Source organism: Aureimonas flava (assembly GCF_003583935.1).
In the GTDB taxonomy this organism is placed as follows: Bacteria; Pseudomonadota; Alphaproteobacteria; order Rhizobiales; family Rhizobiaceae; genus Aureimonas; species Aureimonas flava.
Genome location: NZ_QYRN01000007.1, coordinates 191308 through 215164 on the forward strand (window position 1 = coordinate 191308; position 23857 = coordinate 215164).

23 protein-coding genes are annotated in these 23857 nt (G+C 72.7%); 12 read left to right on the plus strand and 11 right to left on the minus strand.

Features of this window, described 5'->3' with window-relative positions; all coding sequences use genetic code 11:
- The first annotated feature begins 115 nt into the window (after positions 1 to 115).
- Positions 116 to 1447 (plus strand): NAD(P)H-dependent oxidoreductase, encoded by a 1332-nt coding sequence (locus D3218_RS14365; RefSeq protein ID WP_119540778.1) that lies wholly within the window; start codon positions 116 to 118, stop codon positions 1445 to 1447.
- Between the two features lie 4 nt (positions 1448 to 1451).
- Here the strand turns inward: D3218_RS14365 and D3218_RS14370 are convergent, their stop codons facing one another.
- From D3218_RS14370 to exbB, 3 genes are read right to left on the minus strand one after another with little or no spacing between them, the layout of a single operon-like run.
- Positions 1452 to 2396 carry an energy transducer TonB family protein gene (locus D3218_RS14370; RefSeq protein WP_119540779.1) on the minus strand — a complete coding sequence of 315 codons (945 nt, stop codon included), beginning with the start codon at positions 2394 to 2396 and terminating at the stop codon, positions 1452 to 1454.
- Entirely contained in the window at positions 2393 to 2848 is a 456-nt protein-coding gene (gene exbD, locus D3218_RS14375) for a TonB system transport protein ExbD (RefSeq protein WP_119540780.1), read from the minus strand. The genes D3218_RS14370 and exbD overlap by 4 nt, the downstream gene beginning before the upstream one ends.
- 5 nt (positions 2849 to 2853) lie before the next feature.
- The gene (exbB, locus tag D3218_RS14380) at positions 2854 to 4005 is read right to left on the minus strand and encodes a tonB-system energizer ExbB (protein ID WP_119540781.1); all 1152 of its coding nucleotides are present in this window, start codon (positions 4003 to 4005) and stop codon (positions 2854 to 2856) included.
- Positions 4006 to 4346: 341 nt separating this feature from the next.
- Between exbB and tkt the strand changes: the two genes are divergently transcribed.
- From tkt to D3218_RS14395, 3 genes are all read left to right on the plus strand, one after another.
- Positions 4347 to 6407, plus strand: coding sequence for a transketolase (gene tkt, locus D3218_RS14385; RefSeq protein WP_119540881.1), 2061 nt, complete (start codon positions 4347 to 4349; stop codon positions 6405 to 6407).
- A gap of 81 nt (positions 6408 to 6488) precedes the next feature.
- Positions 6489 to 7466, plus strand: coding sequence for a phosphogluconate dehydrogenase (NAD(+)-dependent, decarboxylating) (gene gnd / locus D3218_RS14390; protein ID WP_119540782.1), 978 nt, complete (start codon positions 6489 to 6491; stop codon positions 7464 to 7466).
- A complete protein-coding gene (locus D3218_RS14395) occupies positions 7447 to 8307 on the plus strand; it encodes an HAD family hydrolase (protein ID WP_119540783.1) in 861 nt (286 codons plus the stop codon). The genes gnd and D3218_RS14395 overlap by 20 nt, the downstream gene beginning before the upstream one ends.
- Positions 8308 to 8329: 22 nt before the next feature.
- Here D3218_RS14395 and D3218_RS14400 read toward each other — a convergent pair whose 3' ends face one another.
- From D3218_RS14400 to D3218_RS14430, 7 genes are all read right to left on the minus strand, one after another.
- Complete coding sequence (locus D3218_RS14400) at positions 8330 to 9121, minus strand: thioesterase family protein (protein ID WP_119540784.1); 792 nt, start codon at positions 9119 to 9121, stop codon at positions 8330 to 8332.
- The gene (locus D3218_RS14405; protein WP_119540785.1) at positions 9118 to 9969 is read right to left on the minus strand and encodes an HpcH/HpaI aldolase/citrate lyase family protein; all 852 of its coding nucleotides are present in this window, start codon (positions 9967 to 9969) and stop codon (positions 9118 to 9120) included. Before D3218_RS14405 ends, D3218_RS14400 begins: the two co-directional genes overlap by 4 nt.
- Complete coding sequence (locus D3218_RS14410) at positions 9966 to 10421, minus strand: MaoC family dehydratase (RefSeq protein WP_119540786.1); 456 nt, start codon at positions 10419 to 10421, stop codon at positions 9966 to 9968. Before D3218_RS14410 ends, D3218_RS14405 begins: the two co-directional genes overlap by 4 nt.
- Positions 10421 to 12274, minus strand: a complete 1854-nt coding sequence (locus tag D3218_RS14415) for an acetyl/propionyl/methylcrotonyl-CoA carboxylase subunit alpha (protein ID WP_119540787.1) — start codon at positions 12272 to 12274, stop codon at positions 10421 to 10423. Before D3218_RS14415 ends, D3218_RS14410 begins: the two co-directional genes overlap by 1 nt.
- A 5-nt stretch (positions 12275 to 12279) precedes the next feature.
- Positions 12280 to 13875: a carboxyl transferase domain-containing protein gene (locus D3218_RS14420; protein WP_119540788.1), complete on the minus strand. Its 1596-nt coding sequence runs from the start codon at positions 13873 to 13875 to the stop codon at positions 12280 to 12282.
- 7 nt (positions 13876 to 13882) lie between these two features.
- Positions 13883 to 15052, minus strand: a complete 1170-nt coding sequence (locus D3218_RS14425) for an acyl-CoA dehydrogenase family protein (protein WP_119540789.1) — start codon at positions 15050 to 15052, stop codon at positions 13883 to 13885.
- 90 nt (positions 15053 to 15142) lie between these two features.
- Positions 15143 to 16033 (minus strand): LysR family transcriptional regulator, encoded by an 891-nt coding sequence (locus D3218_RS14430; protein WP_119540790.1) that lies wholly within the window; start codon positions 16031 to 16033, stop codon positions 15143 to 15145.
- Between the two features lie 174 nt (positions 16034 to 16207).
- On the opposite strand from D3218_RS14430, the gene pcaDC reads away from it, so the two are divergent.
- Genes pcaDC through D3218_RS14465 form a run of 7 tightly spaced genes read left to right on the plus strand, consistent with a single transcriptional unit; the run spans position 16208 to position 22411 of the window.
- Positions 16208 to 17392, plus strand: coding sequence for a bifunctional 3-oxoadipate enol-lactonase/4-carboxymuconolactone decarboxylase PcaDC (gene pcaDC / locus D3218_RS14435; RefSeq protein WP_119540791.1), 1185 nt, complete (start codon positions 16208 to 16210; stop codon positions 17390 to 17392).
- Positions 17389 to 18111, plus strand: a complete 723-nt coding sequence (gene pcaH, locus D3218_RS14440) for a protocatechuate 3,4-dioxygenase subunit beta (RefSeq protein WP_119540792.1) — start codon at positions 17389 to 17391, stop codon at positions 18109 to 18111. The genes pcaDC and pcaH overlap by 4 nt, the downstream gene beginning before the upstream one ends.
- Positions 18111 to 18737 carry a protocatechuate 3,4-dioxygenase subunit alpha gene (gene pcaG / locus D3218_RS14445; RefSeq protein WP_119540793.1) on the plus strand — a complete coding sequence of 209 codons (627 nt, stop codon included), beginning with the start codon at positions 18111 to 18113 and terminating at the stop codon, positions 18735 to 18737. The genes pcaH and pcaG overlap by 1 nt, the downstream gene beginning before the upstream one ends.
- Positions 18738 to 18745: 8 nt before the next feature.
- The gene (locus D3218_RS14450; protein WP_119540794.1) at positions 18746 to 19480 is read left to right on the plus strand and encodes a 3-oxoacid CoA-transferase subunit A; all 735 of its coding nucleotides are present in this window, start codon (positions 18746 to 18748) and stop codon (positions 19478 to 19480) included.
- Positions 19477 to 20148: a 3-oxoacid CoA-transferase subunit B gene (locus D3218_RS14455; protein ID WP_119540795.1), complete on the plus strand. Its 672-nt coding sequence runs from the start codon at positions 19477 to 19479 to the stop codon at positions 20146 to 20148. The genes D3218_RS14450 and D3218_RS14455 overlap by 4 nt, the downstream gene beginning before the upstream one ends.
- 2 nt (positions 20149 to 20150) lie before the next feature.
- Positions 20151 to 21353, plus strand: coding sequence for a 3-oxoadipyl-CoA thiolase (gene pcaF, locus D3218_RS14460; RefSeq protein ID WP_119540796.1), 1203 nt, complete (start codon positions 20151 to 20153; stop codon positions 21351 to 21353).
- Between the two features lie 14 nt (positions 21354 to 21367).
- Positions 21368 to 22411 carry a 3-carboxy-cis,cis-muconate cycloisomerase gene (locus D3218_RS14465; RefSeq protein ID WP_119540797.1) on the plus strand — a complete coding sequence of 348 codons (1044 nt, stop codon included), beginning with the start codon at positions 21368 to 21370 and terminating at the stop codon, positions 22409 to 22411.
- Between the two features lie 10 nt (positions 22412 to 22421).
- Here the strand turns inward: D3218_RS14465 and D3218_RS19805 are convergent, their stop codons facing one another.
- Positions 22422 to 22580, minus strand: coding sequence for a hypothetical protein (locus D3218_RS19805; RefSeq protein ID WP_168990533.1), 159 nt, complete (start codon positions 22578 to 22580; stop codon positions 22422 to 22424).
- A 208-nt stretch (positions 22581 to 22788) separates the two neighbouring features.
- On the opposite strand from D3218_RS19805, the gene D3218_RS14470 reads away from it, so the two are divergent.
- Entirely contained in the window at positions 22789 to 23643 is an 855-nt protein-coding gene (locus tag D3218_RS14470) for an amidohydrolase family protein (protein ID WP_119540798.1), read from the plus strand.
- Positions 23644 to 23857 lie beyond the last annotated feature (214 nt).

The following is a 23857-nucleotide window of genomic DNA, read 5'->3' on the forward strand; positions in this document are numbered from 1 at the left end:
TGGGAACCATGGCGGCGATGTGACACCAGGAACGGTTGCGCCGTGCCGCCCGCTGCCGCTATCGCTCGCGCGCAGGCGCCCGCCGTCGCGGCGCGAACGAGAAGGCTTCCCGCCCATGCACTCCATCGCGCGCGTCGGCCTCGCCGCCGAACTCATGGCCCATGCGGAGCGGCACGGGCCGGTGACGGTGGGGGTCGCCGGGGCGGGGCAGATGGGCATCGACCTCCTGGTCCAGCTCCGGCTGATGCCCGGCGTGCGGCTCGGCGCCGTGTCGACCTCGCGCCCCGCCGAGACGCAGTCCGCGCTCGTCTATGCCGGACATGCGCCGGAGGCGTGCGCGCGCGCCGAGACGGCCTCGGCCGTGGACGCGGCGATCGAGGCGGGGCGCGCGGCGATCGTGCCGGACGCCGCGCTCCTGTGCGAGGCGGGGCGGATCGACGTGGTGGTGGACGCCACGGGCAGCCCGAGCTTCGGCACCGCGCTGGCGCTCCGGGCCTTCGCGTCCGGAAAGCACGTGGTGATGCTGAACGTCGAGGCGGACATCGCCGTGGGGCGCCACCTCAACGCGGCGGCCAAGGCGGCGGGCGTCGTCTATACCGGCGCGGCGGGCGACGAGCCGCACGCGACGATCGAGCTGATCGGCCTCGCCCAATCGCTCGGGCTCGACATCGTGTGCGCCGGCAAGGGCAAGAACAACCCGCTCGACTTCAACGCCGTGCCCGCCGACTACGAGGCGGAGGCCGCCCGCCGCAACATGAACGCGCGCATGCTGGTGGAGTTCGTGGACGGCTCCAAGACCATGGTGGAGATGGTGGCGATCGCCAACGCCACCGGGCTCGTGCCCGACGTGCCGGGCATGCACGGGCCGAACGCGACGGCCGAGGACCTGGCGCAGGTCTTGTGCACGCGCGAGGACGGCGGCATCCTGTCGCGCATGGGCTGCGTCGACTACACGATCGGCCGGGGCGTCGCGCCGGGCGTCTTCTGCGTGGTGCGGGGCCGCCATCCGCGCGTCACCGAGCGCATCGCCGACCTTAAGGTCGGCCCCGGTCCCTGCTTCGCCCTGTTCCGTCCGTTCCATCTCACCTCGATCGAGGTGCCGCTCTCGGCGATCCACGCCGCCGTCCATCGCCGCCCGCACATGGAGCCGCTGGAGCGGCCCGTGGCCGAATGCGTCGCCGTGGCCAAGCGAGACCTCGCGCCCGGCGAGGTGCTCGGGCGCATCGGCGAGACGCAGTATCGCGGTTTCGCGATGACCTGGGGCGAGGCGCGCGCGGCCGGCGGCCTGCCGCTGGGGCTTGCCGAGGGCGCGCGGGTGACGGCGCCGGTCAAGGCGGGCGAACGGATCACCTACGCCAACGCGGAGCCGGACGGGACGCTGGAGATCACCCGGGTCCGCCGCGCGCTGGACGCGGCGGACGAGCGGTTCGTGGGGCAGGTCGCCTGACGCGCTAGCGCGTGTAGGCGATCGGCACGGTCAGCGAGATGCTGCCGCCGTCGGGCGGCGCGGGGAAGGGGCTGGCGCGGCGCACCAGCGAGAGCGCGGCCTCGTCCAGCACGGGGTTGCCGGACGATCCCGACAGGCGGATGCCGCTGGCGGAACCGCTGCCCGTGATGGTGAAGGACACGCGCACCGTGCCCGTGCCGCCTCCGCGCGGCGTGCGCTTGAAGCGGTTCAGCCGAGCCTGGACCTGCGACTGCCAGCGAGCGGGGGACACGCTGGGGCGCGCACGCTGTCCCTGCGACGCGTCGGGAGCGGCGCGCGAGGCGCTGGACGCCGGAGCGGCGGGCTGGCGGCGCACCGGCCGGGGACGCTCGCGCTCGACCCTCTGCGTACGCTCGGGACGCTTCTCTGCGACCTCGCGCCTCGGCTCGGGCGGGCGCGGCCGCGCGCGCGGGATCGGCGCGTTGATCACGGCCTCGGCCTGCTGCTCGACCACGGGCGGCGGTTCGGGCTCGGGCAGCGGCTCGGGTTCCGGCTCCTCGACGGGCGGCGGCTCCTCGACGGGCGGAGGGGGCTCCTCGACCGGGGGCGGGGGCTCCGGCTCCGGCGGGGGCGGCACGGGCTCCGGCGGCGGCGGTTCGGGTTCGGGCTGCGGCTCGGGCGGCGCAGGCTCCGGCGGCACCGGCTCGGGCGGCGTCGCCTCCGGCTCCACGGCGGGCTCGGGGGCCTCGACGGAAGGGGCGGCGGGCGGTTCGGCCGCCGGCGGCGCGAGCTCGATCAGGATCGGGGCCTCGGGCGCGCCGGCGGGGGCGGTCGCCACGGGCGGCATGTGGACGAAGAACCAGGCGGCCGCCGCATGGGCGGTGGCGATGGCCAGCATCGCCGCACCCCAGCGTGCGGCGCTCGCGAAGGCCGAGCCGCGCTCGAGATCTTCGGGGCGGGCCAGCGTCATGGCTGCGCGGCGGCCCCGGCCGCAGGGGCGGCCCCCGTGTTCTCCAGGCCCACCAGGGCGATCTTGAGGTAGCCGGCGTCGCGCAGGCTGTTCATGACCTCCATCAGGTCGCCGTAGGCCACGGCCGAGTCCGCGCGAAGGAAGATGCGCTCCTCGCGGTTGCCGTCGGTGCGCCGGTCGAGCACCGCGCGCAGCGCCTCGCGTGCGATGGCCTCTTCGCCGAGCACGAGGTTCAGGTCGTCCTGCACGGTGAGGTAGATCGGCTCGTCGGTGCGCTGCTGCGGCTGGGCGTTGGAGACCGGGAGATCCACCGGCACGTCCACCGTCGAGAGCGGCGCGGCCACCATGAAGATGATGAGAAGCACGAGGACGACGTCGATGAACGGCGTGACGTTGATCTCGGAGACCTCGCCCGAATCGTCGTCGTCGGAGCTCTTCAGGCTGACACCCATCGCGCCTACTCCGCCGCCGCCGAGCGCGGGTAGGGCGCGCGGCCCGATACGCCGGCGGACTTGGCCCGGTCGAGATCGCGCGACAGGTGCTGGAGCACGGCGGCCGAGGCGTCGGACAGAACCGCCCGGTAGCCGGAGATGGCGCGCGCGAAGACGTTGTAGATGATCACGGCGGGGATGGCGGCCACGAGGCCGATGGCGGTGGCGAGCAGCGCCTCGGCGATGCCGGGCGCGACCACGGCGAGGTTGGTGGTGTTGGCCTGGCTGATGCCGATGAACGAGTTCATGATGCCCCAGACCGTGCCGAACAGGCCGACGAAGGGCGCCGTGGAGCCGATCGTGGCGAGAAGCCCGGTGCCGCGCGCCATGCGCCGTCCCGCCCGCGCCTCGATGCGCTGGAGCGCGGCGGCCACGCGCTCCTTGACGCCCTCGGCGGGCAGGCCGGCGGAGCGGGCGCGCTCCTCGGCGGCGGTGCGCACCATGGCGGCCACGGGCCCGCGCTTCCAGCCGTCGGCGGCCACGGCGTCCGCGGACGGCAGGCCCTCGGCCCGGCCGAGCCGCCGGACGCCGGATCCGGCGCGGGTCTTGGCCGCCACGAGCTCCAGCACCTTGGCGAGCCAGATCGTCCAGGTGACGACGGAAGCGAAGGCCAGGCCGACCATCACTGCCTTCACCACGTAGTCGGCAGCCATGAACATGCCCCAGGGGGACAGGTCGTGCGGCAGGGTGGCGGCCGCGGCGGCCTCCGGCACGGCCGCGCCGTCCCCGGTCCCACCGACCGCGGAAGGCCCGAGCGCCGGCTCGCCGGCAGCCGGTGCGGGCTCGTCGGCCGCCTCGGACGGCTGGCCGAGCGGGGCGATCGCGTCGGGCATTCCCGACGGGAAGGCGGTGCCGGGCGTCGCCGCCGAGGGCGAGGGCGGCAGGAGGCTCGGCGCGCCGGGAGCCGGAGCCGTGTCGGTCGCCGTGCCGGGCGCCGGGGCCTCGGCGGGGGCGGCCGGGGGCGTGGCGGGTGCGGTCTGGTTGGTGGCGGGGGTGGCGGGCGGCTCCTGCGCGCCCACACCGGTCGCCAGAAGCGGCAGGGCGAGAACGGCGCCGAGGGCCGCGCGCCCCGTGCGGGCCCGGATGCGTCCTGCGAGAGAAAGCGTGTGCTTTGCCATTGTCGACCTTTTTCGCCGATCGGGCGAGGCGTCGCCCGTGCCGCTGTGCGAACCGGCGGGAGCCGGTCGCTTGCTGGCAATACATGAACAGTGAAGTCAGGTTTTCCATACGCACCGGGTCGCGGTCGCACAAGCCCCCGCACGGTTTCTCCCCGGCCGGCCGGGCGCAGCGGCGATCGGCACCCGCTTCGCGGTCCGCCCCATCGACATGGCCCGGGCGTGCCCCACCATAGCTCGCAGACACGAGACGCCGCGCCGCCAGCTTGGGTGCCGCGCCGCGTCGGACCCCGCGAAAGGAACGCCGCATGAGCGCGAACCCCGCCACACCCGATCACGGCTCCATGACGGGCGGCTCGCCCGAGCAGGCGGCCATCGACACGATCCGCACCCTGTCGATGGACGCGGTGCTGAAGGCCCATTCCGGCCATGTCGGCGCGCCGCTCGGCCTTGCGCCCGTCGCCTACGCGCTGTGGACCGAGTTCATGCGCTACGACCCCGGCTGTCCGGACTGGCCGAACCGGGACCGCTTCGTGCTGTCGGTCGGCCACGGCTCGATGCTGCTCTATTCGGTGCTGCATCTCGCCGGCGTCGAGGAGATCGACGCCGAGGGGCGCAAGACCGGCAAGCCCGCCGTCTCGCTGGACGACATCAAGGCGTTCCGGCAGCTCTCCTCCAAGACGCCGGGCCATCCCGAGTACCGGATGACGACGGGCGTCGAGACCACCACGGGGCCGCTCGGCCAGGGCTGCGGCAACTCGGTCGGCATGGCGATCGCCGAGCGCTGGCTCGCCGCCCGGTACAACCGGCCCGAGGCGAAGGTCTTCGACCACGACGTGATCGTCCTGTGCGGCGACGGCGACATGATGGAGGGCGTGTCCTCCGAGGCCGCCTCGCTGGCCGGCCACCTGAAGCTCTCGAACCTCCTGTGGATCTACGACAACAACAAGGTGTCGATCGAGGGCTACACCAGCCTCGCCTTCTCCGAGGACGTCGCCGAGCGGTTTCGGGGCTACGGCTGGAAGACGCTCCACGTCTCCGACGCCAACGACCTCGGCGCGATCCGCGAGGCGGTCGAGGCGTTCCGCCGCACCGACGACCGGCCGACGCTCGTGGTTGTGGACAGCGTGATCGGCTACGGCCTCGCCAAGCAGCAGGGCACGGCGGCCGCCCACGGCGAGGCCTTCGACGCCGAGGACGTGAAGGGCGCCAAGCGCGGCTACGGCTGGCCGGTGGACCGCGAGTTCTACGTCCCGGACGGTGTCGCGGCGGACTTCCGCGGGCGCGTCGAAGGGCGGGGCCGTGCGGCGCGCGAGGCCTGGGAGGCCGATTTCGCGCGCTACCGTTCGGCCCATCCCGAGCTCGCGGCCGAGATCGACGCGATGCGCCAGGGCCGCCTGCCGGACGGTTGGGACGCCGGCATTCCGGACTTTCCGGCCGACGCCAAGGGCATGGCCTCGCGCGATGCGTCGGGCAAGGTGCTGAACGCCATCGCCGAGCGCGTGCCGTTCCTGGTCGGCGGCTCGGCGGACCTCGCCCCGTCCAACAAGTCCAAGCTCGGCTTCGAGGGGGCGGGAAGCTTCTCGGCCGACGAGTACGGCGGGCGCAACCTGCATTTCGGCGTGCGCGAGCACGGGATGGGCGCGATCGCCAACGGCATGGCCCTGTCCTACGTCCGGCCCTACGCCGCGACGTTCCTGGTCTTCTCCGACTACATGCGGGCGCCCGTGCGCCTGTCGGCGATCATGGAGATCCCCGTGGTCTGGGTCTACACGCACGATTCCATCGGCGTCGGCGAGGACGGGCCGACCCACCAGCCGGTGGAGCATCTCGCCTCGCTGCGCGCCATTCCCGGCCTCAACACGATCCGCCCCTGCGACGCCAACGAGACGGCGGAGGCCTGGCGCGTGGCGATGGAGCAGACGCACGAGCCCACGGCGCTGGTGCTGTCGCGCCAGCCGCTGCCGACGCTCGACCGCTCGAAGCTCGCCGCCGCCTCGGGGCTTCGGCGCGGCGCCTACGTCCTGGCCGAGGCGGACGGGGGGCGGCCGGACGTGATCCTGCTCGCCACCGGATCGGAGGTCTCGCTCTGCATCGAGGCGCGCGAGCGGCTCGAAGCCGAGGGCATCCGGGCGCGGGTCGTCTCCATGCCCTCCTGGTATCTGTTCGAGCGCCAGGACGAGGCCTATCGCGACGAGGTCCTGCCGCCGGACGTGATGGCGCGCGTCGCGGTGGAGCAGGGCGGCTCGCTCGGCTGGGACCAGTATGCCGGCGCCAAGGGCGCCAAGATCGTGATGAGGACCTTCGGCGCCTCGGCCCCGATCGCCAAGCTCCAGGAGAAGTTCGGCTTCACGGTCGACAACGTCGTCAAGCTCGCGCGGGAACAGGCGGCCGCCGGGCGCTGAGTTCTCCCGCCGCCGAACGGGCGGCGCGCCGGTCGCGCCGTCCGCCGCTTTCCACCATCTCGCAAAACCCGCAGGTTCCACATGCAGATCGCGATCATCGGCCTTGGCCGCATGGGCGGCAACATCGCCCGCCGCCTCATGGCGCACGGCCACGAATGCCTCGTCTTCGACCGCAACCGGGAGGCCGTCTCCGGGCTCCAGGGCGAAGGGGCCAGGGGTGCCTCGTCCTTGCAGGAACTCGCGGGCCTCTTCGCGGGCCGCCGGGTGTTCTGGGTGATGCTGCCGGCCGGCGAGCCGACGGAGGCGACGATCCGCGAGCTGGCCGGCATCGCCGCGCCGGGCGACGTCGTGATCGACGGCGGCAACACGTTCTACAAGGACGACATCCGCCGGGCGCGCGAACTGGAGCCCCGGGGGATCCACTATGTCGACGTCGGCACGTCGGGCGGCGTCTGGGGCCTGGAGCGCGGCTACTGCATGATGATCGGCGGGCCGGAGGACACGGTGCGCGAGCTCGACCCGGTGTTCGACGCGCTGGCGCCCGGCTACGGCGACATCGAGCGCACCACGGGCCGCGACGCGCCCGACGACCGTGCCGAGCGCGGCTACATCCACGCCGGCCCGGCAGGCGCCGGCCACTTCGTGAAGATGGTCCACAACGGCATCGAATACGGGCTGATGCAGGCCTATGCCGAGGGCTTCGACATCCTGAAGACCAAGAACTCCGAGCACCTGCCGGCGGAGGAGCGGTTCGACCTCAACCTTCCCGACATCGCCGAGGTCTGGCGGCGCGGCTCGGTGATCTCGTCCTGGCTCCTCGACCTCACCGCCATCGCGCTGGCCGGCGACCGGAACCTTCAACACTTCTCCGGCAACGTCGCCGATTCGGGCGAGGGGCGCTGGACGCTGGAGGCGGCGATGGAGGAGGCGGTGCCGGTCAACGTCCTGTCCGCCGCGCTCTACGCGCGCTACCGCTCGCGCCAGGACGCCACGTTCGGCGACAAGCTGCTGTCGGCGATGCGCTACGGCTTCGGCGGCCATGTCGAGATCCCGCAATAGGATGGACGCGCCGCTCGACATCGCCCTCGCCGAAACGATCCGCCTCGTGATCTGCGACATCGACGGCACGATCGTGCGCGACGACAAGTCCCTGTCGCGCGAGACAGTGGAGGCCGTCGCCGCGGCCCGCGAGGCGGGCATCGCGGTGACCCTCATCAGCGCCCGGCCGGCCAGCGGCCTCGGGGACCTCGTGCGCGAGCTGGGGATCCGGGGCGCGGTCGGCGCCTTCAACGGCGGCACCCTGTTCGAGGCCGGCGGCGAAGTGATCGAGGCGCACCGACTGGACCCGGCAAACGCGCGCGAGGCGGTGCGGCGGCTGGACGCGGCGGGCGTCCCGGTCTGGGTCTTCGCCGACGGGCTCTGGCTCGCCCAGGGCGAGGACCCCCATCATGGGGCGCGCGAGCGCAAGGCGGCCGCCGTGGAGCCGACGATCGTCGAGGACCTCTCGCCCTGGCTCGATCGCGCCGACAAGGTCGTCGGCGTGTCGGACGACCACCCGCTGCTGGAGCGCATGGAGCGCGAGATCGCGGCGGCGCTCGGGGACGGCGCCAACGTCGTGCGCTCCCAGCTCTACTTCCTGGATGTCACGGCCAGGGTCGCCAACAAGGGCGACGGCGCGCGCTTCCTGGCCGAGGCGCACGGCGTGCACCTGTCGCAGACGGCTGCGGTGGGCGACATGCCGAACGACATTCCCATGCTGGAGCGCGCCGGGCTCGGCGTCGCCATGGGGCAGGCGGGCGAGGCGGTGCGCGCGGCCGCCGGCTTCGTCACCGAGACCAACGAGGCGGACGGGGTCGCGCGCTTCCTCCGGCGGCTGGTGGAGGCGCGGCGGGGCGCCTGACGGTTCGGGGTTCGGCCGCGCCTCAGCGCGGGCGCACCGTCAGGCTCTGGGCGAGCGAGCCGAGCGGGCCGGCCTCGTCATGGAGGATCGAATGGGTCAGGCCGATCCCGCCGGGGCCGAAGCTCGCCGCCGTGTCGAAGCCCAGCCACTCGCCGGCCGGCTCGCGCAGGAGATGCACCGTCAGGTCGACGTTCGGGAACAGGGCGGCTTCCGGCCCGAGGCGGGGGACGATGCCGTTGGCGAAATCGACCCGGCCGAGCGTGCGGGCGGTCGGGCTGACGACCTCTCCGCCGACCAGCGCCACGTCCGTGCGCAGCCAGCCGCGCGCGCGCCCCTGGGCGATCGGCTCGCGCCGCGTCTCCAGCGTCGAGATGCAGGCGCCGCCCCAGGTGCCGTCGAACGTGTGGGCGGGCATCGCGTCGGGTCCGGGCATGGGCGAAAGCGCCGTGCCGGCGATGGCGCGCGTGTCGTAGTCCTTCAGCAGCCAGGCGCGCGCCAGGACCGCCGGCCGGCCCTCGTGCGAGAGGCGCGCCTCCACGAGCTCGATCGTCCGCCCCGGCCGGAGCACGCCGACCTCCAGCGTCACGACGCCGATCGGGATCACGCCCAGGATGTCGTAGGACACGCGCGCCAGGCGCAGCGGTTCGTCGCCGCGCCGGCGTCGGAGGTCGGTCTCGATCGCATGGCCGATCAGTCCGAGCGCCGGCGCGATGTGCTGCTCGTCCGGGTTCCAGGCGCCACCCACGAGGCGGGTGGCGCGAAACGCGTCCGCACTCTCGCGCTCGAAGAAGCAGGCGGGCTCGGGCGTGGTCATGCGTCGTCTCCCGCACGGTTGAGGAGTGTTCGGGCCTGCGCGAGGTGCGGTGCGTCCACCATGCGCCCGTCGACCTGCAGCGCCCCGGCGTCCGGCGCGGCGGCGAAGGCATCGACGATGCGCCGGGCGGCCGCCACGGCTTCGGCGTCCGGGGTGAAGGCCGCGTTGATCGCGGCGACCTGCGCCGGATGGATCGCCATCATGCCGGTGAACCCGTCGCGCGCCGCGCGCCGCGCGAAGGCGTCGAGCCCCTGCGGGTCGCGCAGCGCCGGGTACACCGTCTCGATCGCCGCGACGCCCGCCGCGTGGGCGGCGAACAGGGCGAGCGACCGGGCCATCTCGTAGGGCGGCGTGAAGCGGCCCGCCTCGTCGCGGCTCGCCGCCGCGCCGATCGCGGCCGGCAGGTCCTCCGCGCCCCAGGTGAGGCCGAACAGATGCGCGGACGCCTCGCGATAGCTGCCGAGCTGGAAGATCGCCGCGGGCGTCTCGGTGGCGATCGGCAGCACCGGCGTATCGATCCCGGCCCGGGCGAGCCGCCCGGCGCAGGCCCTGACGCTCGCCGCGCCCTCCGCCTTCGGCAGCATCACGGCGTCGGGCGCAAGGCCGGCCAGCGCCTCGAGGTCGGCGTCGAAGAGCGCGGTGCCGAGCGGATTGACGCGCACCAGAAGTTGCGCGCCGCCGCGCCCGGCCGACAGCCGTTCGGCGACGGCCCTGCGCGCGGCGTCCTTGGCGGGGGCGGCCACGGCGTCCTCGAGATCGAGGATCAGCGCGTCCGCGCCGCTGGCCTCGGCCCTGGCGAAACGGTCCGGCCGGTCGCCCGGAACGAACAGGAGCGAGCGCAGCCTCATGCCGCCTCCCGCCGCCGGACCAGCGCCGTGCGCAGGCACTCGCACACGGTCTCGTCGCGCTGGTTCAGCATCCGGTGGGCGAAGGTCACGATGCCAGCCTCGGGCCGCGAGCGGCTGGCCTTCAGGGCGTGGACCTCGGTCTCGGCGCGCAGCGTGTCGCCGATGAAGACGGGGGCGGGCATCGCGAGCTTGTCGTAGCCGAGATTGGCCACCAGCGTTCCCAGCGTCGTGTCGGCGACCGACAGTCCCACCATCAGCGAGAAGGTGAAGGTGCCGTTGACGAGAATCTGCCCGAACTCGCTGGCGCGCGCCGCCTCGGCGTCGAGATGCAGCGGCTGCGGGTTGTGGGTCATCACCGTGAACAGGAGGTTGTCGGTCTCCGTCACCGTGCGGCGGATCTCGTGGACGATGCGCTCGCCCACCGTCCAGTCCTCGAAGCAGCGCCCGGCCATCAGTCCTCTCCCCGCTCGATGCGGATCATCAGGGCGCCCTCGGGCACCTGCGCGCCCCGCGCGGCGCGCAGCTCCGCCACCGTCCCGTCGAAGGGCGCCAGCAACGCCTGCTCCATCTTCATCGCTTCCAGCACCAGGAGTGTCTCGCCCTTGGCGACCCGCTGCCCCTCCGCCACCAGGACGCTGGTCACGGCGCCCGGCATGGGCGACAGGATCGCCCCGTCGCCTTCGCCGGCCGCCCCGTCCGCTTCCGCACGGCGGGCGCCGAAGGCGAAGGCCTCGCCGTCCAGGAACACGACGCCGTCGGCGATGGTGGCGCGGGTGTCGGCGCGCGGCACGGCGCGGCGCGGCTGGCCCCCCACCTCGAGATCCACCGCCGTCTCGGACGCGGCGTTGAGGCGGAAACCCGCCAGGTCGTCCCAGGGATCGCCGGTCCGGACCGGCAGCATGGCGGCGGCGGCGGCGGCCACCGCCTCGTCGGGCGGCTCGCCGGAGGGGATCAGCCCTTCGCCGTGGCGTGCGATGAAGCCGGTGTCCACCCGCCCGGCGACGAAGTCGGGATGGGCGGCCGCACGGGCGAGGAAGCCGGCATTGGTGCGCAGCGGCCAGACCTGCGTCTCGCGCGCCGCCTCGGCGAGGCGCAGCGCGGCCTCCCCGCGCGTCGTGCCCCGCACGATCAGCTTGGCGATCATCGGGTCGTAGAAGGGCGTGATCGTTCCCCCTTCCTCGACGCCGCTGTCGACGCGCACGCCCGCCGGGAAGCGCAGCCGCCCGATCCGCCCGGTGGAGGGCAGGAAGCCGGTCGCCGGGTTCTCGGCGTAGAGCCGCGCCTCCATCGCCCAGCCCCGGATCGTGAGTTGGTCCTGCGTGAGCGGCAGCGGCTCGCCGGCGGCCACGCGAAGCTGCCATTCCACGAGGTCCTGCCCGGTGATCGCCTCGGTCACCGGATGCTCGACCTGAAGCCTCGTGTTCATCTCCATGAACCAGATGCGATCGGCGCGAAGGCCATCGGACCCGTCCGCGATGAACTCGATCGTGCCGGCGCCCACGTAGCGGACGGCCTGGGCCGCGCGCACGGCCGCCTCGCACACGGCGGTGCGCACCGCGTCGGTCATGCCGGGGGCGGGCGCCTCCTCGATCACCTTCTGGTGGCGGCGCTGGAGCGAGCAGTCGCGCTCGAACAGGTGGACGACGTTGCCGTGCCGGTCGCCGAACACCTGCACCTCGATGTGCCGGGGAGCGGTGACGTAGCGTTCCAGGAGGACGCGGTCGTCGCCGAACGCGGCGGCCGCCTCGCGACGGCAGCTTTCGAGCATGGCGGCGAAGTCCGCCGGCCGGTCCACCCGGCGCATGCCCTTGCCGCCGCCGCCGGCCACCGCCTTGACGAGCAGCGGATAGCCGATCGCCTCGGCCTCGCGCGCCAGCCGCTCGGGCGACTGGTCGGCGCCGAGATAGCCCGGCGTCACCGGCACGCCCGCCTCGATCATCCGCGCCTTGGCGGCATCCTTCAGCCCCATGGCGCGGATCGCGGCGGCCGGCGCGCCGACCCAGACGAGGCCGGCCGCCTCCACCGCCTCGGCGAAGGTGGCGTTCTCCGACAGGAAGCCGTAGCCGGGATGGACGGCGGCGGCGCCCGTGCGCCGCGCCGCGTCCAGGATGCGGTCCTGCCGGAGGTAGCTGTCGGCGGCCGCGGCCGTGCCGATGCACACCGCCTCGTCCGCCTCGCGCACGAAGGGCATGGCGGCGTCGACGTCGGAATGCACGGCCACGGTTCGGATGCCGAGGCGCCGGGCCGTGCGGGCGATGCGGCGGGCGATCTCGCCCCGGTTGGCGATCAGGAGGCTGGGGATCATCGGCGTCACATTCGGAACAGGCCGGCACGCGGGCGCTCGGGGATCGGCGCGTTCAGCGTGGCGGAGAAGGCAAGGCCGAGGACGTCGCGCGTCTGGGCGGGATCGACGATGCCGTCGTCCCAGAGCCGGGCCGTGGCGTAGTAGGGGTTTCCCTCGTCCTCGTAGGTCTGGCGGATCGGCGCCTTGAAGCGTTCGGCGTCCTCCGGCGTCCAGGTGGCCGCGTCGCGATGCACGGTGGCCAGCACGCTCGCCGCCTGCTCGCCGCCCATCACCGAGATGCGCGCGTTGGGCCAGGTGAACAGGAAGCGCGGCGAGTAGGCCCGGCCGCACATGCCGTAGTTGCCCGCCCCGAAGCTGCCGCCGATCAGGACGGTGATCTTCGGCACGGTGGCGGTGGCCACCGCCGTCACCAGCTTGGCGCCGTTCTTGGCGATACCCTCGCCCTCGTATCGCGCGCCCACCATGAAGCCCGAGATGTTCTGGAGGAACAGAAGCGGCACGCGGCGCTGGCAGGCGAGCTCGATGAAATGGGCGCCCTTCAGCGCGCTCTCGGAGAACAGGACGCCGTTGTTGGCGAGGATCGCCACCGGCATGCCCCAGAGCCGGGCGAAGCCGCACACGAGCGTGGTGCCGTAGAGCGCCTTGAACTCGTGCAGCTCGGACCCGTCCACCAGCCGGGCGATCACCTCGCGCACGTCGTAGGTGGTGCGCAGGTCCGTCGGCACGATGCCGTAGAGCTCGGCCGGGTCGTGGAGGGGCGGGCGCGGCGGCGCGAGCTCGACCCCGACCTCCTTCACGCGGTTCAGCGAGGCCACGATGTCGCGCACGATGTCGAGCGCGTGCTCGTCGTCGCGCGCCACGTGGTCCACGACGCCCGAGCGGCGGCCGTGCGTGTCGGCGCCGCCCAACTCCTCGGCCGACACGATCTCGCCGGTCGCCGCCTTCACCAGCGGCGGCCCGGCTAGGAAGATCGTGCCCTGGTCGCGCACGATCACCGTCTCGTCGCACATCGCCGGCACATAGGCGCCGCCCGCCGTGCAGGAGCCCATGACGCAGGCGATCTGCGCAATGCCGGCCGCCGACATCTGCGCCTGGTTGAAGAAGATGCGGCCGAAATGGTCGCGGTCCGGGAAGACCTCGGCCTGGTGCGGCAGGTTCGCGCCGCCCGAATCCACGAGATAGAGGCAGGGCAGCCGGTTCTCGAGCGCGATCTCCTGCGCCCGCAGGTGCTTCTTCACCGTCATCGGGAAGTAGGCGCCGCCCTTCACCGTCGGGTCGTGGGCGACGATCATGCAGTCGCGCCCCGCGACGCGGCCGATGCCGGCGATCATGCCGGCGCCGGGCGCCGTGTCGCCGTAGAGCCCGTTGGCCGCCAGGGCGCCGATCTCCAGGAACGGGGAGGCGGGGTCGAGGAGGCGCGCCACGCGCTCGCGCGGCAGGAGCTTGCCGCGGGCGACGTGGCGGGCGCGGTGCTCGGGCGGGCCGCCGAGCGCGCTTCTCGCGGTCCGCTCGCGCAGCGTCTCGGCCAGCGCCCGGTTGTGCGCGGCGCGCTCGGCGAAGCTCTGCGAGCTGGTGTCGGTCAGGGATCGGAGAATCGGCATGGCGCCTCTACTGAATGGTGGGCGCGTCGTGGCGGATCAGCTCGCGGCCGACCAGCATGCGTCGCATCTCGTTGGTGCCCGCGCCGATGTCGAGCAGCTTGGCGTCGCGCCAATACCGCTCCACCGGCCAGTCCCGGGTGTAGCCCGCGCCGCCGAGCGCCTGGATCGCCTCGCCGGCGACCCGCACCGCGCTCTCGGAGGCGAACAGGATGCAGCCGGCCGCGTCGAAGCGCGTGACGCGCCCCGTGTCGCAGGCCCGCGCGACCGCGTAGACGTAGGAGCGCGCGGCGTTCAGCGCGACATACATGTCGGCGACCTTGGCCTGCATCAGCTGGAACTCGCCGATCGGACGGCCGAACTGCCGGCGCTCGCGCACATAGGGCAGCACCACGTCGAGGCAGGCCTGCATGATGCCGATCTGGATGCCCGACAGGACCACGCGCTCGTAGTCCAGCCCCGACATCAGCACCTCGACGCCGCCGTTCAGCGGGCCCATGAGCTGCGTTTCGGCGACGAAGCAGTCGTCGAACACCAGCTCGGCCGTGGGCGAGCCGCGCATGCCGAGCTTGTCGATTCGCTGGCCGATCCGGAAGCCGGGCATGTCCCTCTCGATCAGGAAGGTGGAGATGCCCCGCGAGCCGGCCTCGGGCGCGGTCTTGGCGTAGACCACCAGCGTATCGGCGTGCGAGGCGTTGGTGATCCAGAACTTGGTGCCGTTGAGGCGCCAGCCGCCGTCCACCCTGTCGGCCCGCAGCTTCATCGAGACGACGTCGGAGCCGGCGCCCGCCTCCGACATGGCCAGGCTGCCGACGTGCTCGCCCGAGACGAGCCCGGTCAGGTACTTCGCCTTCTGCTCGGGGTTCGCCCAACGGCGGATCTGGTTGGCGCAGAGGTTGGAATGGGCGCCGTAGCTGAGGCCGACCGCGGCCGACGAACGGCTCACCTCCTCGCAGGCGACCAGGTGCTCGAGATAGCCGAGCCCGAGCCCGCCGTGCTCCTCCTCCACCGTGATCCCATGGAGGCCGAGCGCCCCCATGGCGGGCCAGAGCTCGCGCGGGAAGCGGTCCTCGCGGTCCACCGCGGCCGCGATGGGCTCGATCCGGTCCAGCGCGAAGCGCCGCGTCGTGTCGCGGATCGCGTCCGCCATGTCGCCGAGGCCGAAGTCCAGGTCCGCCATCGCGCCCTCCCAAGCTGCCTTCCGGAAACACTAGGCGTGTCGGGACGCCCCGCAAAATTGAAAGATGTGCCGGCAAGCCATAGACTTTGTCTATGACAGGGGCTCGCCGCCAGGCGCGGGGATCGCCTCCGCCAGCGCGTCGGCGACCGGATCAGTGCCTAGCGCGCGTGCGTCCGCATGCGGCGCGAAGACCAGGCCGAGCTCGCGCCGGAACGCGAAGTCCGCCAGCGGCACGCGCGCGACGCCCGCCTCGCGGAACCCGTCCGGCATCACGGTGATCCCGAGGCCGGCGCGCACGTAGGCCAGCGCCATGTCGTCGCTCGTGGTGCGCGCGGGAAAGAACGGCCGGATGCCCCGCGCGGTGAAGAAGCGGCTGGTCTCGGACAGGAGCTCGCAGTGCCGGCGCACGATCATCGGCTCGTGCACGAGGTCCTCGGCCGTCAGCGCGCCGCGCCCGGCCAACGGATGCGAGGCGCCGAGCGCCAGCGAGTAGCCTTCGGACAGGAGCGGTCGGGCCGCCGCGCGCTCGGCCGGGTCGCGCAGGATCGTCAGCGCCATGTCGATCCGCCCGCGCGAGAGGCGCGCCCGAAGATCGCGCTCGCTGCCTTCCACGATCTCCACGCGCTCGGCGCCCGGATCCGTGCGCCGGCGCGCCAGGAACGCCTCGATCCAGCGGCGCGGCGTGGTGGCGAGCACGCCGAGGCGCGTCGTGCGCACCGGCACCGTGCCGGCCGCCTCGCGCTCGGCTGCCGCGAAGCCGGCCTCGATGGCGCGCGCATGGGCGAGGAGGCCGGCGCCGGCCTCGGTCAACTCGACGCGCCGGTTGGTGCGGTGGAACAGCGCCCGCCCCAGCCCGCGCTCCAGCTTGGCGATGCCCACCGACAGGGTCGGCTGCGACACGTTGCAGGCGGCCGCCGCACGCGAGAAGTTGCCCGTGTCCACCACGGCGAGGAAGTAGCGCAGATGATAGCGGTCGATCATAGGCCGGTTCTATGATCCGGCCGGGCGCCGGGCAATGCGGTCCGCAGCCAGGGGGCGGCGCGGCATCGACAGCATCCCGAAGGCAAATAACCTTCTGGTTATGAAATCGGCATGCGTGCTCATTTTACATGACCGTTCGCCGGGTCTACTGCGGGATCGACAGGGAGGTCCTTCATGGCATTCGTCGGCGCCAACGCGATCGCGATCCATCATCGGCTCGACGGCCGGCGGGGCGCCGACCGCCTCGTGTTCCTGAACTCGCTCGGCTCGGACCTGCGGATCTGGGAGGAGGTCGTCGCGCATCTGGCCGACCGCTTCGAGATCCTGACCTTCGACATGCGCGGCCACGGGCTCAGCGAGGTGACGCCGGGGCCCTATACGATCGCGGGGCTGGCGGACGACCTCCTCGGTCTCATGGACGCGTTCGGCTGGCGCTCGGCCTCGCTGGTCGGGCTCTCCATCGGCGGGCTGATCGCCCAGCACGCGGCGATCCACGCGCCGGAGCGCGTCGAACGCCTCGTGCTCCTCGACACCGCCGCGCGGATCGGCACGGCGGAGAGCTGGTCCGCCCGGATCGAGGCGGTGCGAGCGGGCGGGCTGGCCGCGATCGGAGAGACGGTGCTGCGCGGCTGGGTCTCGCAGGCCTTTCTGGGCGCGCATCCGGCGCGCCTCGCCGGCTGGCGCGCGATGATGGAGGCGACGCCGCCCGAGGGCTACATCGCCGCCTGCGCCGCGCTTCGCGAGGCCGACCACACCGCGCTCGTGTCCCGCATCGCCGCCCCGACCCTTGCGATCGCGGGCGAGGACGACCGGTCCACCACGCCGGACCTCGTCCGCGCCACGGCCGAGCGCATTCCGGGCGCGCGCTTCGCGGTGATCGCTGGTGCCGCCCATCTGCCCTGTCTGGAGCGTCCCGCCGAACTCGCAGCGTTGATCGCGGACCACGTCGGAGGTGCCGCCGGCGCCGGGGACGGCCCGGTCGACCGCCTCGCCGCCGGCATGGCGGTGCGCCGCAGCGTTCTGGGCGACGCCCACGTGGACCGCGCCTCCGCCGCGACGACCCCGTTCGACGCGCCGTTCCAGCGGTTCATCACCGAAGGCGCCTGGGGCTCGGTCTGGTCGCGCCCGCATTTCACCCGGCGCGAACGGTCCATCGTCACCCTGGCGCTCCTGGCCGCGCTCGGCCAGGACGAGGAGGTGGCCATGCACGTGCGCGCGACGCACAACACCGGGGCTTCCGCCGACGACATCGCCGAGGCCATGCTGCACGTCGCGGTCTATGCGGGCGTGCCGGCGGCCAACCACGCCATCAAGATCGCCAAGAAGACCCTGGCCGACATGGAGGAGACGGTTCGATGAGCGGTTCCTACTTCCAGCGCGACCGGACCTGGCATCCGCCGGCCCTCACGCCGTCCTACAAGACCTCGATCCTGCGCTCGCCGAGCCAGGCGCTCCTGTCGCTGCCGACCAGCCTGTCGGAGGAGACCGGCCCGGTCTTCGGCCACGACATGCTGGGGCCGCTCGACAACGACCTGATCCGCAACTTCGCCAAGGACGGGGCCGAGGCGATCGGCCAGCGGATCGTGGTCTACGGGCGTGTTTTGGACGAGAACGCCCGGCCGGTGCGCGGGGTGCTGGTGGAGTTCTGGCAGGCGAACGCGGGCGGGCGCTACCGCCACCGAAAGGAAGGCTACGTCGCCGCGCTGGATCCGAACTTCGGCGGCTGCGGGCGCGCGATCACCGACGGGGAAGGGCGCTACGAGTTCCGCACGATCAAGCCCGGCGCCTATCCCTGGCCCAACGGCGTCAACGACTGGCGCCCGGCGCATATTCACTTCTCCGTGTTCGGCCACGCCTTCGCCCAGCGCCTCGTCACCCAGATGTATTTCGAGGGCGACCCGATGATCTGCCAATGTCCGATCGTGCGCACCATTCCCGACCGGGCGGCGATCGAGCAGCTCGTCGCCGCGCTCGACCGCAACGCCACCATCCCCATGGACAGCCTCGCCTACAAGTTCGACATCGTTCTGCGCGGCCGGCGCTCGACCCTGTTCGAGAACCGGATGGAGGGCAACTGATGGTGCAGCGCCTCGACCACCTGAAGGAATCGCCGTCGCAGACCGCCGGCCCCTATGTGCATATCGGCACCAACCCGAACTGGGTCGAGATCACCGGCGTCTGGAAGGCCGATCTCGGCCTCGTGCTGGTAGGGCCGGACACTCGAGGCGAGCGCGTGATCGTCGAGGGCACGCTGACGGACGGGGCGGGCGCCCTCGTGCGGGACGCGCTGATCGAGATCTGGCAGGCGGACGCCGAGGGCCTGCACAATTCGCCCGCCGAGACGCGGGGAAAGGCCGATGCGGCCTTTGCCGGCTGGGGCCGCCAACCGGTCTCCGACGCGGACGGGTCGTTCCGCTTCGAGACGATCCGCCCCGGCCGGGTTCCCTGGCCGGACGGGCGTCTCCAGGCGCCGCACGTGACGGTGTGGATCGTCGCGCGCGGCATCAATCTCGGCCTCCACACCCGGCTCTATTTCGGCGACGAGGCGGCGGCCAACGCGCAGGATCCGCTGCTGGCGCGCATTCCCGAGCCGGCCCGTCGCGCGACGCTGATCGCCCCGCGCACCGAGCGCGACGGCGTCCCGGTCTTCCGCTTCGACATCCGCCTGCAGGGCGAGCGCGAGACCGTCTTCCTGGACATGTGAGGACCACCATGGACAAGACCCTTCCCAGCCTCGCCGAGGCGGTGGCCGGCATCGCCGACGGCGCGGTGGTGATGATCGGCGGCTTCGGCGGCTCGGGCGCGCCGATCGAGCTGATCCACGCGCTGATCGACCGCTTCTTGGCCACGGGCTCGCCAAGGAACCTCACCGTCGTCAACAACAACGCGGGCAACGGTCATGTCGGCCTCGCGGCGCTGATCGAGCAGGGCATGGTCGCCAAGCTCGTCTGTTCCTTCCCGCGCTCGGCCGATCCGCGCGTCTTCACCGAGAAGTGTCTCGCCGGCGAGATCGAGCTGGAGCTGGTGCCGCAGGGCACGCTCGCCGAGCGCATCCGCGCGGGCGGGGCGGGCATTCCGGCCTTCTACACGCCGACGAGCTACGGCACGGACCTCGCCAAGGGGAAGCCCGTCGAGGAGTTCGACGGGCGTCCCTATGTGCGCGAGCTCTGGCTGAAGGCCGACGTCGCGCTGATCAAGGCCTACAAGGGCGACCGGCTCGGCAACCTCGTCTTCAACAAGGCCGCGCGCAACTTCAACCCGCTGATGGCGACCGCCGCCACGACGACGATCGCGCAGGTGTCGGAGATCGTCGAGCCAGGCGCGATCGACCCCGAGAGCGTCGTGACCCCCGGCATCTTCGTGCAAGGCGTGGTCGAGGTCGCGAACCCCGCGCAGGAAGAAGAGCTCAACCGCGCCGACGCGGTCTACCCGGAGCGGGCCGCATGAGTGCCAAGCTGTCTTCCACCCAGATCGCCTGGCGCGCCGCGCAGGACATCCAGGACGGCGCCTACGTCAACCTCGGCATCGGCTTCCCCGAGATGGTGGCGCGGTTCCAGCCGCCCGGTCGCGAGGCGATCTTCCATACCGAGAACGGCATCCTCGGCTTCGGCGAGGCGCCGAAGCCCGGCGAGGAGGACTGGGACCTCATCAACGCCGGCAAGAAGGCCGTGACCCTGAAGCCCGGTACCGCCTTCTTCCACCATGCCGACAGTTTCGCCATGGTGCGCGGCGGACACCTCGACGTCGCGATCCTCGGCGCCTACGAGGTGGCCGAGACGGGCGATCTCGCCAACTGGTCGACCGGCCCCAAGGGCGTGCCGGCGGTCGGCGGGGCGATGGACCTCGTGCACGGCGCAAAACGCGTCGCCGTCATCACCGACCATGTGACGAAGGACGGCAAGCCGAAGCTCGTGAAACGGTGCTCGCTGCCGCTGACGGGCGTCGCCTGCGTCACCCGCGTCTACACGAGCCTCGCGGTGATCGACATCGAGGGCGGGCGCTTCGTCTTGCGCGAGAAGCTGCCGTCGCTGTCGGTGGACGACCTGCAGGCCCGGACCGGCGCCGAACTCGTGGTGCCATCGACCGTCGCCGACCTCGTGACCCCGGAGCTTTGAGCATGGCCGAGGCCTTCATCTGCGCCTACCTTCGCACGCCTATCGGCCGCTTCGGCGGGGCTCTGTCCTCCGTGCGCGCCGACGACCTCGGCGCCGTGCCGCTCAAGGCGCTGATGGAGCGCCATGCGTCCATGGACTTCGGTGCCGTGGACGAGGTGATCTTCGGCTGCGCCAACCAGGCCGGCGAGGACAACCGCAACGTCGCCCGCATGTCGCTGCTCTTGGCGGGCTTGCCCGAGACCGTGCCGGGCACGACGATGAACCGCCTCTGCGGGTCCGGCATGGACGCCGTGATCACGGCCGCGCGCGCCATCAAGGCGGGCGAGGCGGAGCTGGTGATCGCGGGCGGCGTCGAGTCCATGTCCCGCGCGCCCTTCGTCATGCCGAAGGCGGAAACGGCCTTCTCCCGCCATGCCGAGATCCACGACACGACGATCGGCTGGCGCTTCGTCAATCCGCGAATGAAGCAGCAGTACGGCGTCGATTCGATGCCGGAGACCGGAGAGAACGTCGCCGAGGATTTTCAGGTCAGCCGAGAGGATCAGGACGCCTTCGCCGTGCGCTCGCAGGACAAGGCGGCGGCGGCGCAGGCGAACGGCCGACTGGCGCAAGAGATCGTCCCCGTCACCATTCCTCAGCGCAAGGGCGACCCCGTCGTCGTTGATCGCGACGAGCATCCCCGAGCCACCACCATTGAGGCGCTGGCCAAGCTCCCGACCCCGTTCCGCAAGGGCGGCACGGTGACGGCGGGCAACGCGTCCGGGGTGAACGACGGGGCGGCGGCGCTGATCGTGGCGTCGGAGGACGCCGCGCGCCGCCACGGCCTGACGCCGATCGCGCGCGTCCTCGGAGGCGCGACGGCGGGCGTCGCGCCGCGCATCATGGGCTTCGGCCCGGCCCCGGCCTCGAAGAAGCTGATGGTCCGCCTGGGGCTGACGCAGACCGACTTCGACGTGATCGAGCTGAACGAGGCGTTCGCCAGCCAAGGGCTCGCCACCTTGCGCGACCTCGGGATCGCGGACGACGACGCGCGGGTGAACCCGAACGGCGGCGCGATCGCGCTCGGCCATCCGCTCGGCATGTCGGGGGCGCGCATCGCCGGCACGGCTGCGCTGGAGCTCTCCCTCACGGGCAAGCGCCGAGCCCTCGCCACCATGTGCATCGGCGTCGGCCAGGGCATCGCCGTCGCGCTGGAGCGGGCGTGAGCGCGGCGGGAGCGATGCCGCTGGTGGAAGGTCTGACGGGCGACCGCGAGATCCGCGCGCACTTCGCCGCCGAGGCCGAGATCGCGGCGATGCTGCGCTTCGAGGCGGCGTTGGCCGAGGCGCAGGCCGCGCTCGGCATCGTTCCGGCCGAGGCCGCCGGCGCGATCCGCGACGTCTGCGCGGCGCCGTTCGGGGAACTCGACGCCGTGCGCGCCGGCATGGGGCGCGACGGCGTGCCGGTGCCGGCCCTGGTGAAGGCGCTGCGCGAACGGGTCGGCGCGCCGCACGGCGCCCATGTCCACCGCGGGGCCACCAGTCAGGACGTGGTGGACACCGGGCTGATGCTGCGGATGCGGGCGGTGCTCGCGCTTCTCGGCGGGCGCGTCGAGGCGCTTCTGGCCCGGCTCGACGGCATGGCGGAGGCGCAAGGCGGCCTCGATCTCATGGCCTGGACGCGCATGCAGGCGGCGCTGCCGTTTCGCGCCGCCGACAAACTCGCGACCTGGCGGCGCCCGCTGGAGGCGCACCGCGCCCGGCTCGCCGCGCTGGCCGCCGACCTTCCCGTGCAGCTCGGCGGCCCGGTGGGCAACGGCGACGGCTTCGGCCCCCTCTATCCCGCCCTGCGGGCCGATCTCGCCCGCCGCCTCGCCTTGCGCGACAGCCCGCCCTGGCACGCCGACCGCACGGCCGTCCTCGACATCGCCCATGCCCTGGCGCTCCTCACAGGCACGCTCGGCAAGATCGGCCAAGACGTGGCCCTGATGGCGCAGACCGGGATGGCCGCTATCGAGCTCTCCGGCGGCGGGGGCTCCTCGGCCATGGCGCACAAGAAGAACCCGGTGGGCGCGGAGGCGCTCGTGTCGCTCGCTCGCTTCGATGCCGGTCTTCTGGGGATCCTGTCGCAGTCGATGGTTCACGAGAACGAGCGGTCGGGCGCCGCCTGGACGCTGGAATGGCTGGTCCTTCCGCAGATGGCGGAAGCCGCGGGGGCCGCGTGCCGCCTCGCCGAGGCGCTTCTGGCGGGCGCTCGTTTCGTGGCCCGCCCGCCGGCCGGGTGACCTTGCCCTTTCAGGTCTCGCCGTAGCCTTCGAGCAGGCAGACGAACTCCAGCGCGGTCCATCCGACGAGCGCGGCGATTGCCACGAGCGCTCCTCCCGCTCCCACGAGCAGAATGGCCGCCAACGCGCCGAAGGCGCTCGGGTCCGGTCCGGGCATCAGGGGCAGCATGGCGGAACTCCCTTCGCGTTTCCGAAGATATCGCGTGGGCACCGGCGCGGAACAAACGTAACCTTCTGTTAACCCTACCGGGCGTCTCCCGGGAGAGGCGCGGATCGTCGGCCGGCTTTGCGCGGCGGGCGCGAAAGGCCTATGGCGTGCCGGCGCATGCCGCCTGCCGCCGGCAGAGGGGCGTTTCGCGAAGGGGAGTGCCGCACCGATGACTTCCGCCCCACGGGTGACGACCATCGACAGCCATCAGCATTTCTGGCGCCTGTCGCGCGGCGACTACGGCTGGCTGGACGACAGCGTGAAGCCGCTGGTGCGCGACTTCATGCCTGAGGACCTCGAGCCGCTGCTGCGCCGCGCCGGCATCGACCGGACGGTCCTGGTGCAGGCGGCCGCGACGGAGGCGGAAACCGAATTCCTGCTCGACATCGCCGCCCGCACGCCCTTCGTCGCGGGCGTCGTCGGTTGGCTCGACATGGATTCGGACGGCTTTCCCGAGCGGCTCGCGCACCACCGCGCGAACCCGCATCTCGTCGGCCTGCGCCCGATGCTCCAGGGCCTCGACGACGACGCCTTCATCCTGCGTCCGCGCGTGCTCGACAACCTGCGCCGCGTCGCCGACACCGGCCTCGCCTTCGACATCCTGACCTTTCCGCGGCACCTGCCGCACGTCGCCGAGGCCCTGGAGAGGGTGCCGGGGCTGCGGGCCGTCGTCGACCACCTGTCCAAGCCGTCGATCGCCTCGGGCGCGCTCGACCCATGGCGCGCCGACATCGCGGCGATCGCCGCCTTCCCGAACGTGTGCTGCAAGGTGTCCGGCATGGTGACGGAGGCGAAGGCCGACTGGGCGCTGGCCGATCTCGAACCCTATGTCGACCACGTGGCCGCCTGCTTCGGCGCGGATCGCCTCCTGTTCGGATCCGACTGGCCAGTGGCGACCCTGGCCGCCTCCTACGGCGAGGTCGCCCATGCGGCGCGCGTTCTTCTGGGACGCCGTTTCGGCGTGGACGACATGGCCAAGGTGTTCGGCGGCAACGCGGCGCGGTTCTACGGGCTGGCCGTCTGAGGGCGTTCGCCGCCCGGGCGCGCCGCACCCCTCCCTTGTCGCTCGCGGGGCCCGGCGTTCGTCGGTTCCCGGACACTCAGCGAAGGCTCGCCGAGCCGCGATCCGCACGCGCTGACGCAGCATCCCGTTGGCCGGGCGTCGGTGCGACGCAGCATCGAATTGCCGCGCCGCTCCGCCGAATCCGCTTGCGATCGATCCGCCCGCTCCCGTAAAA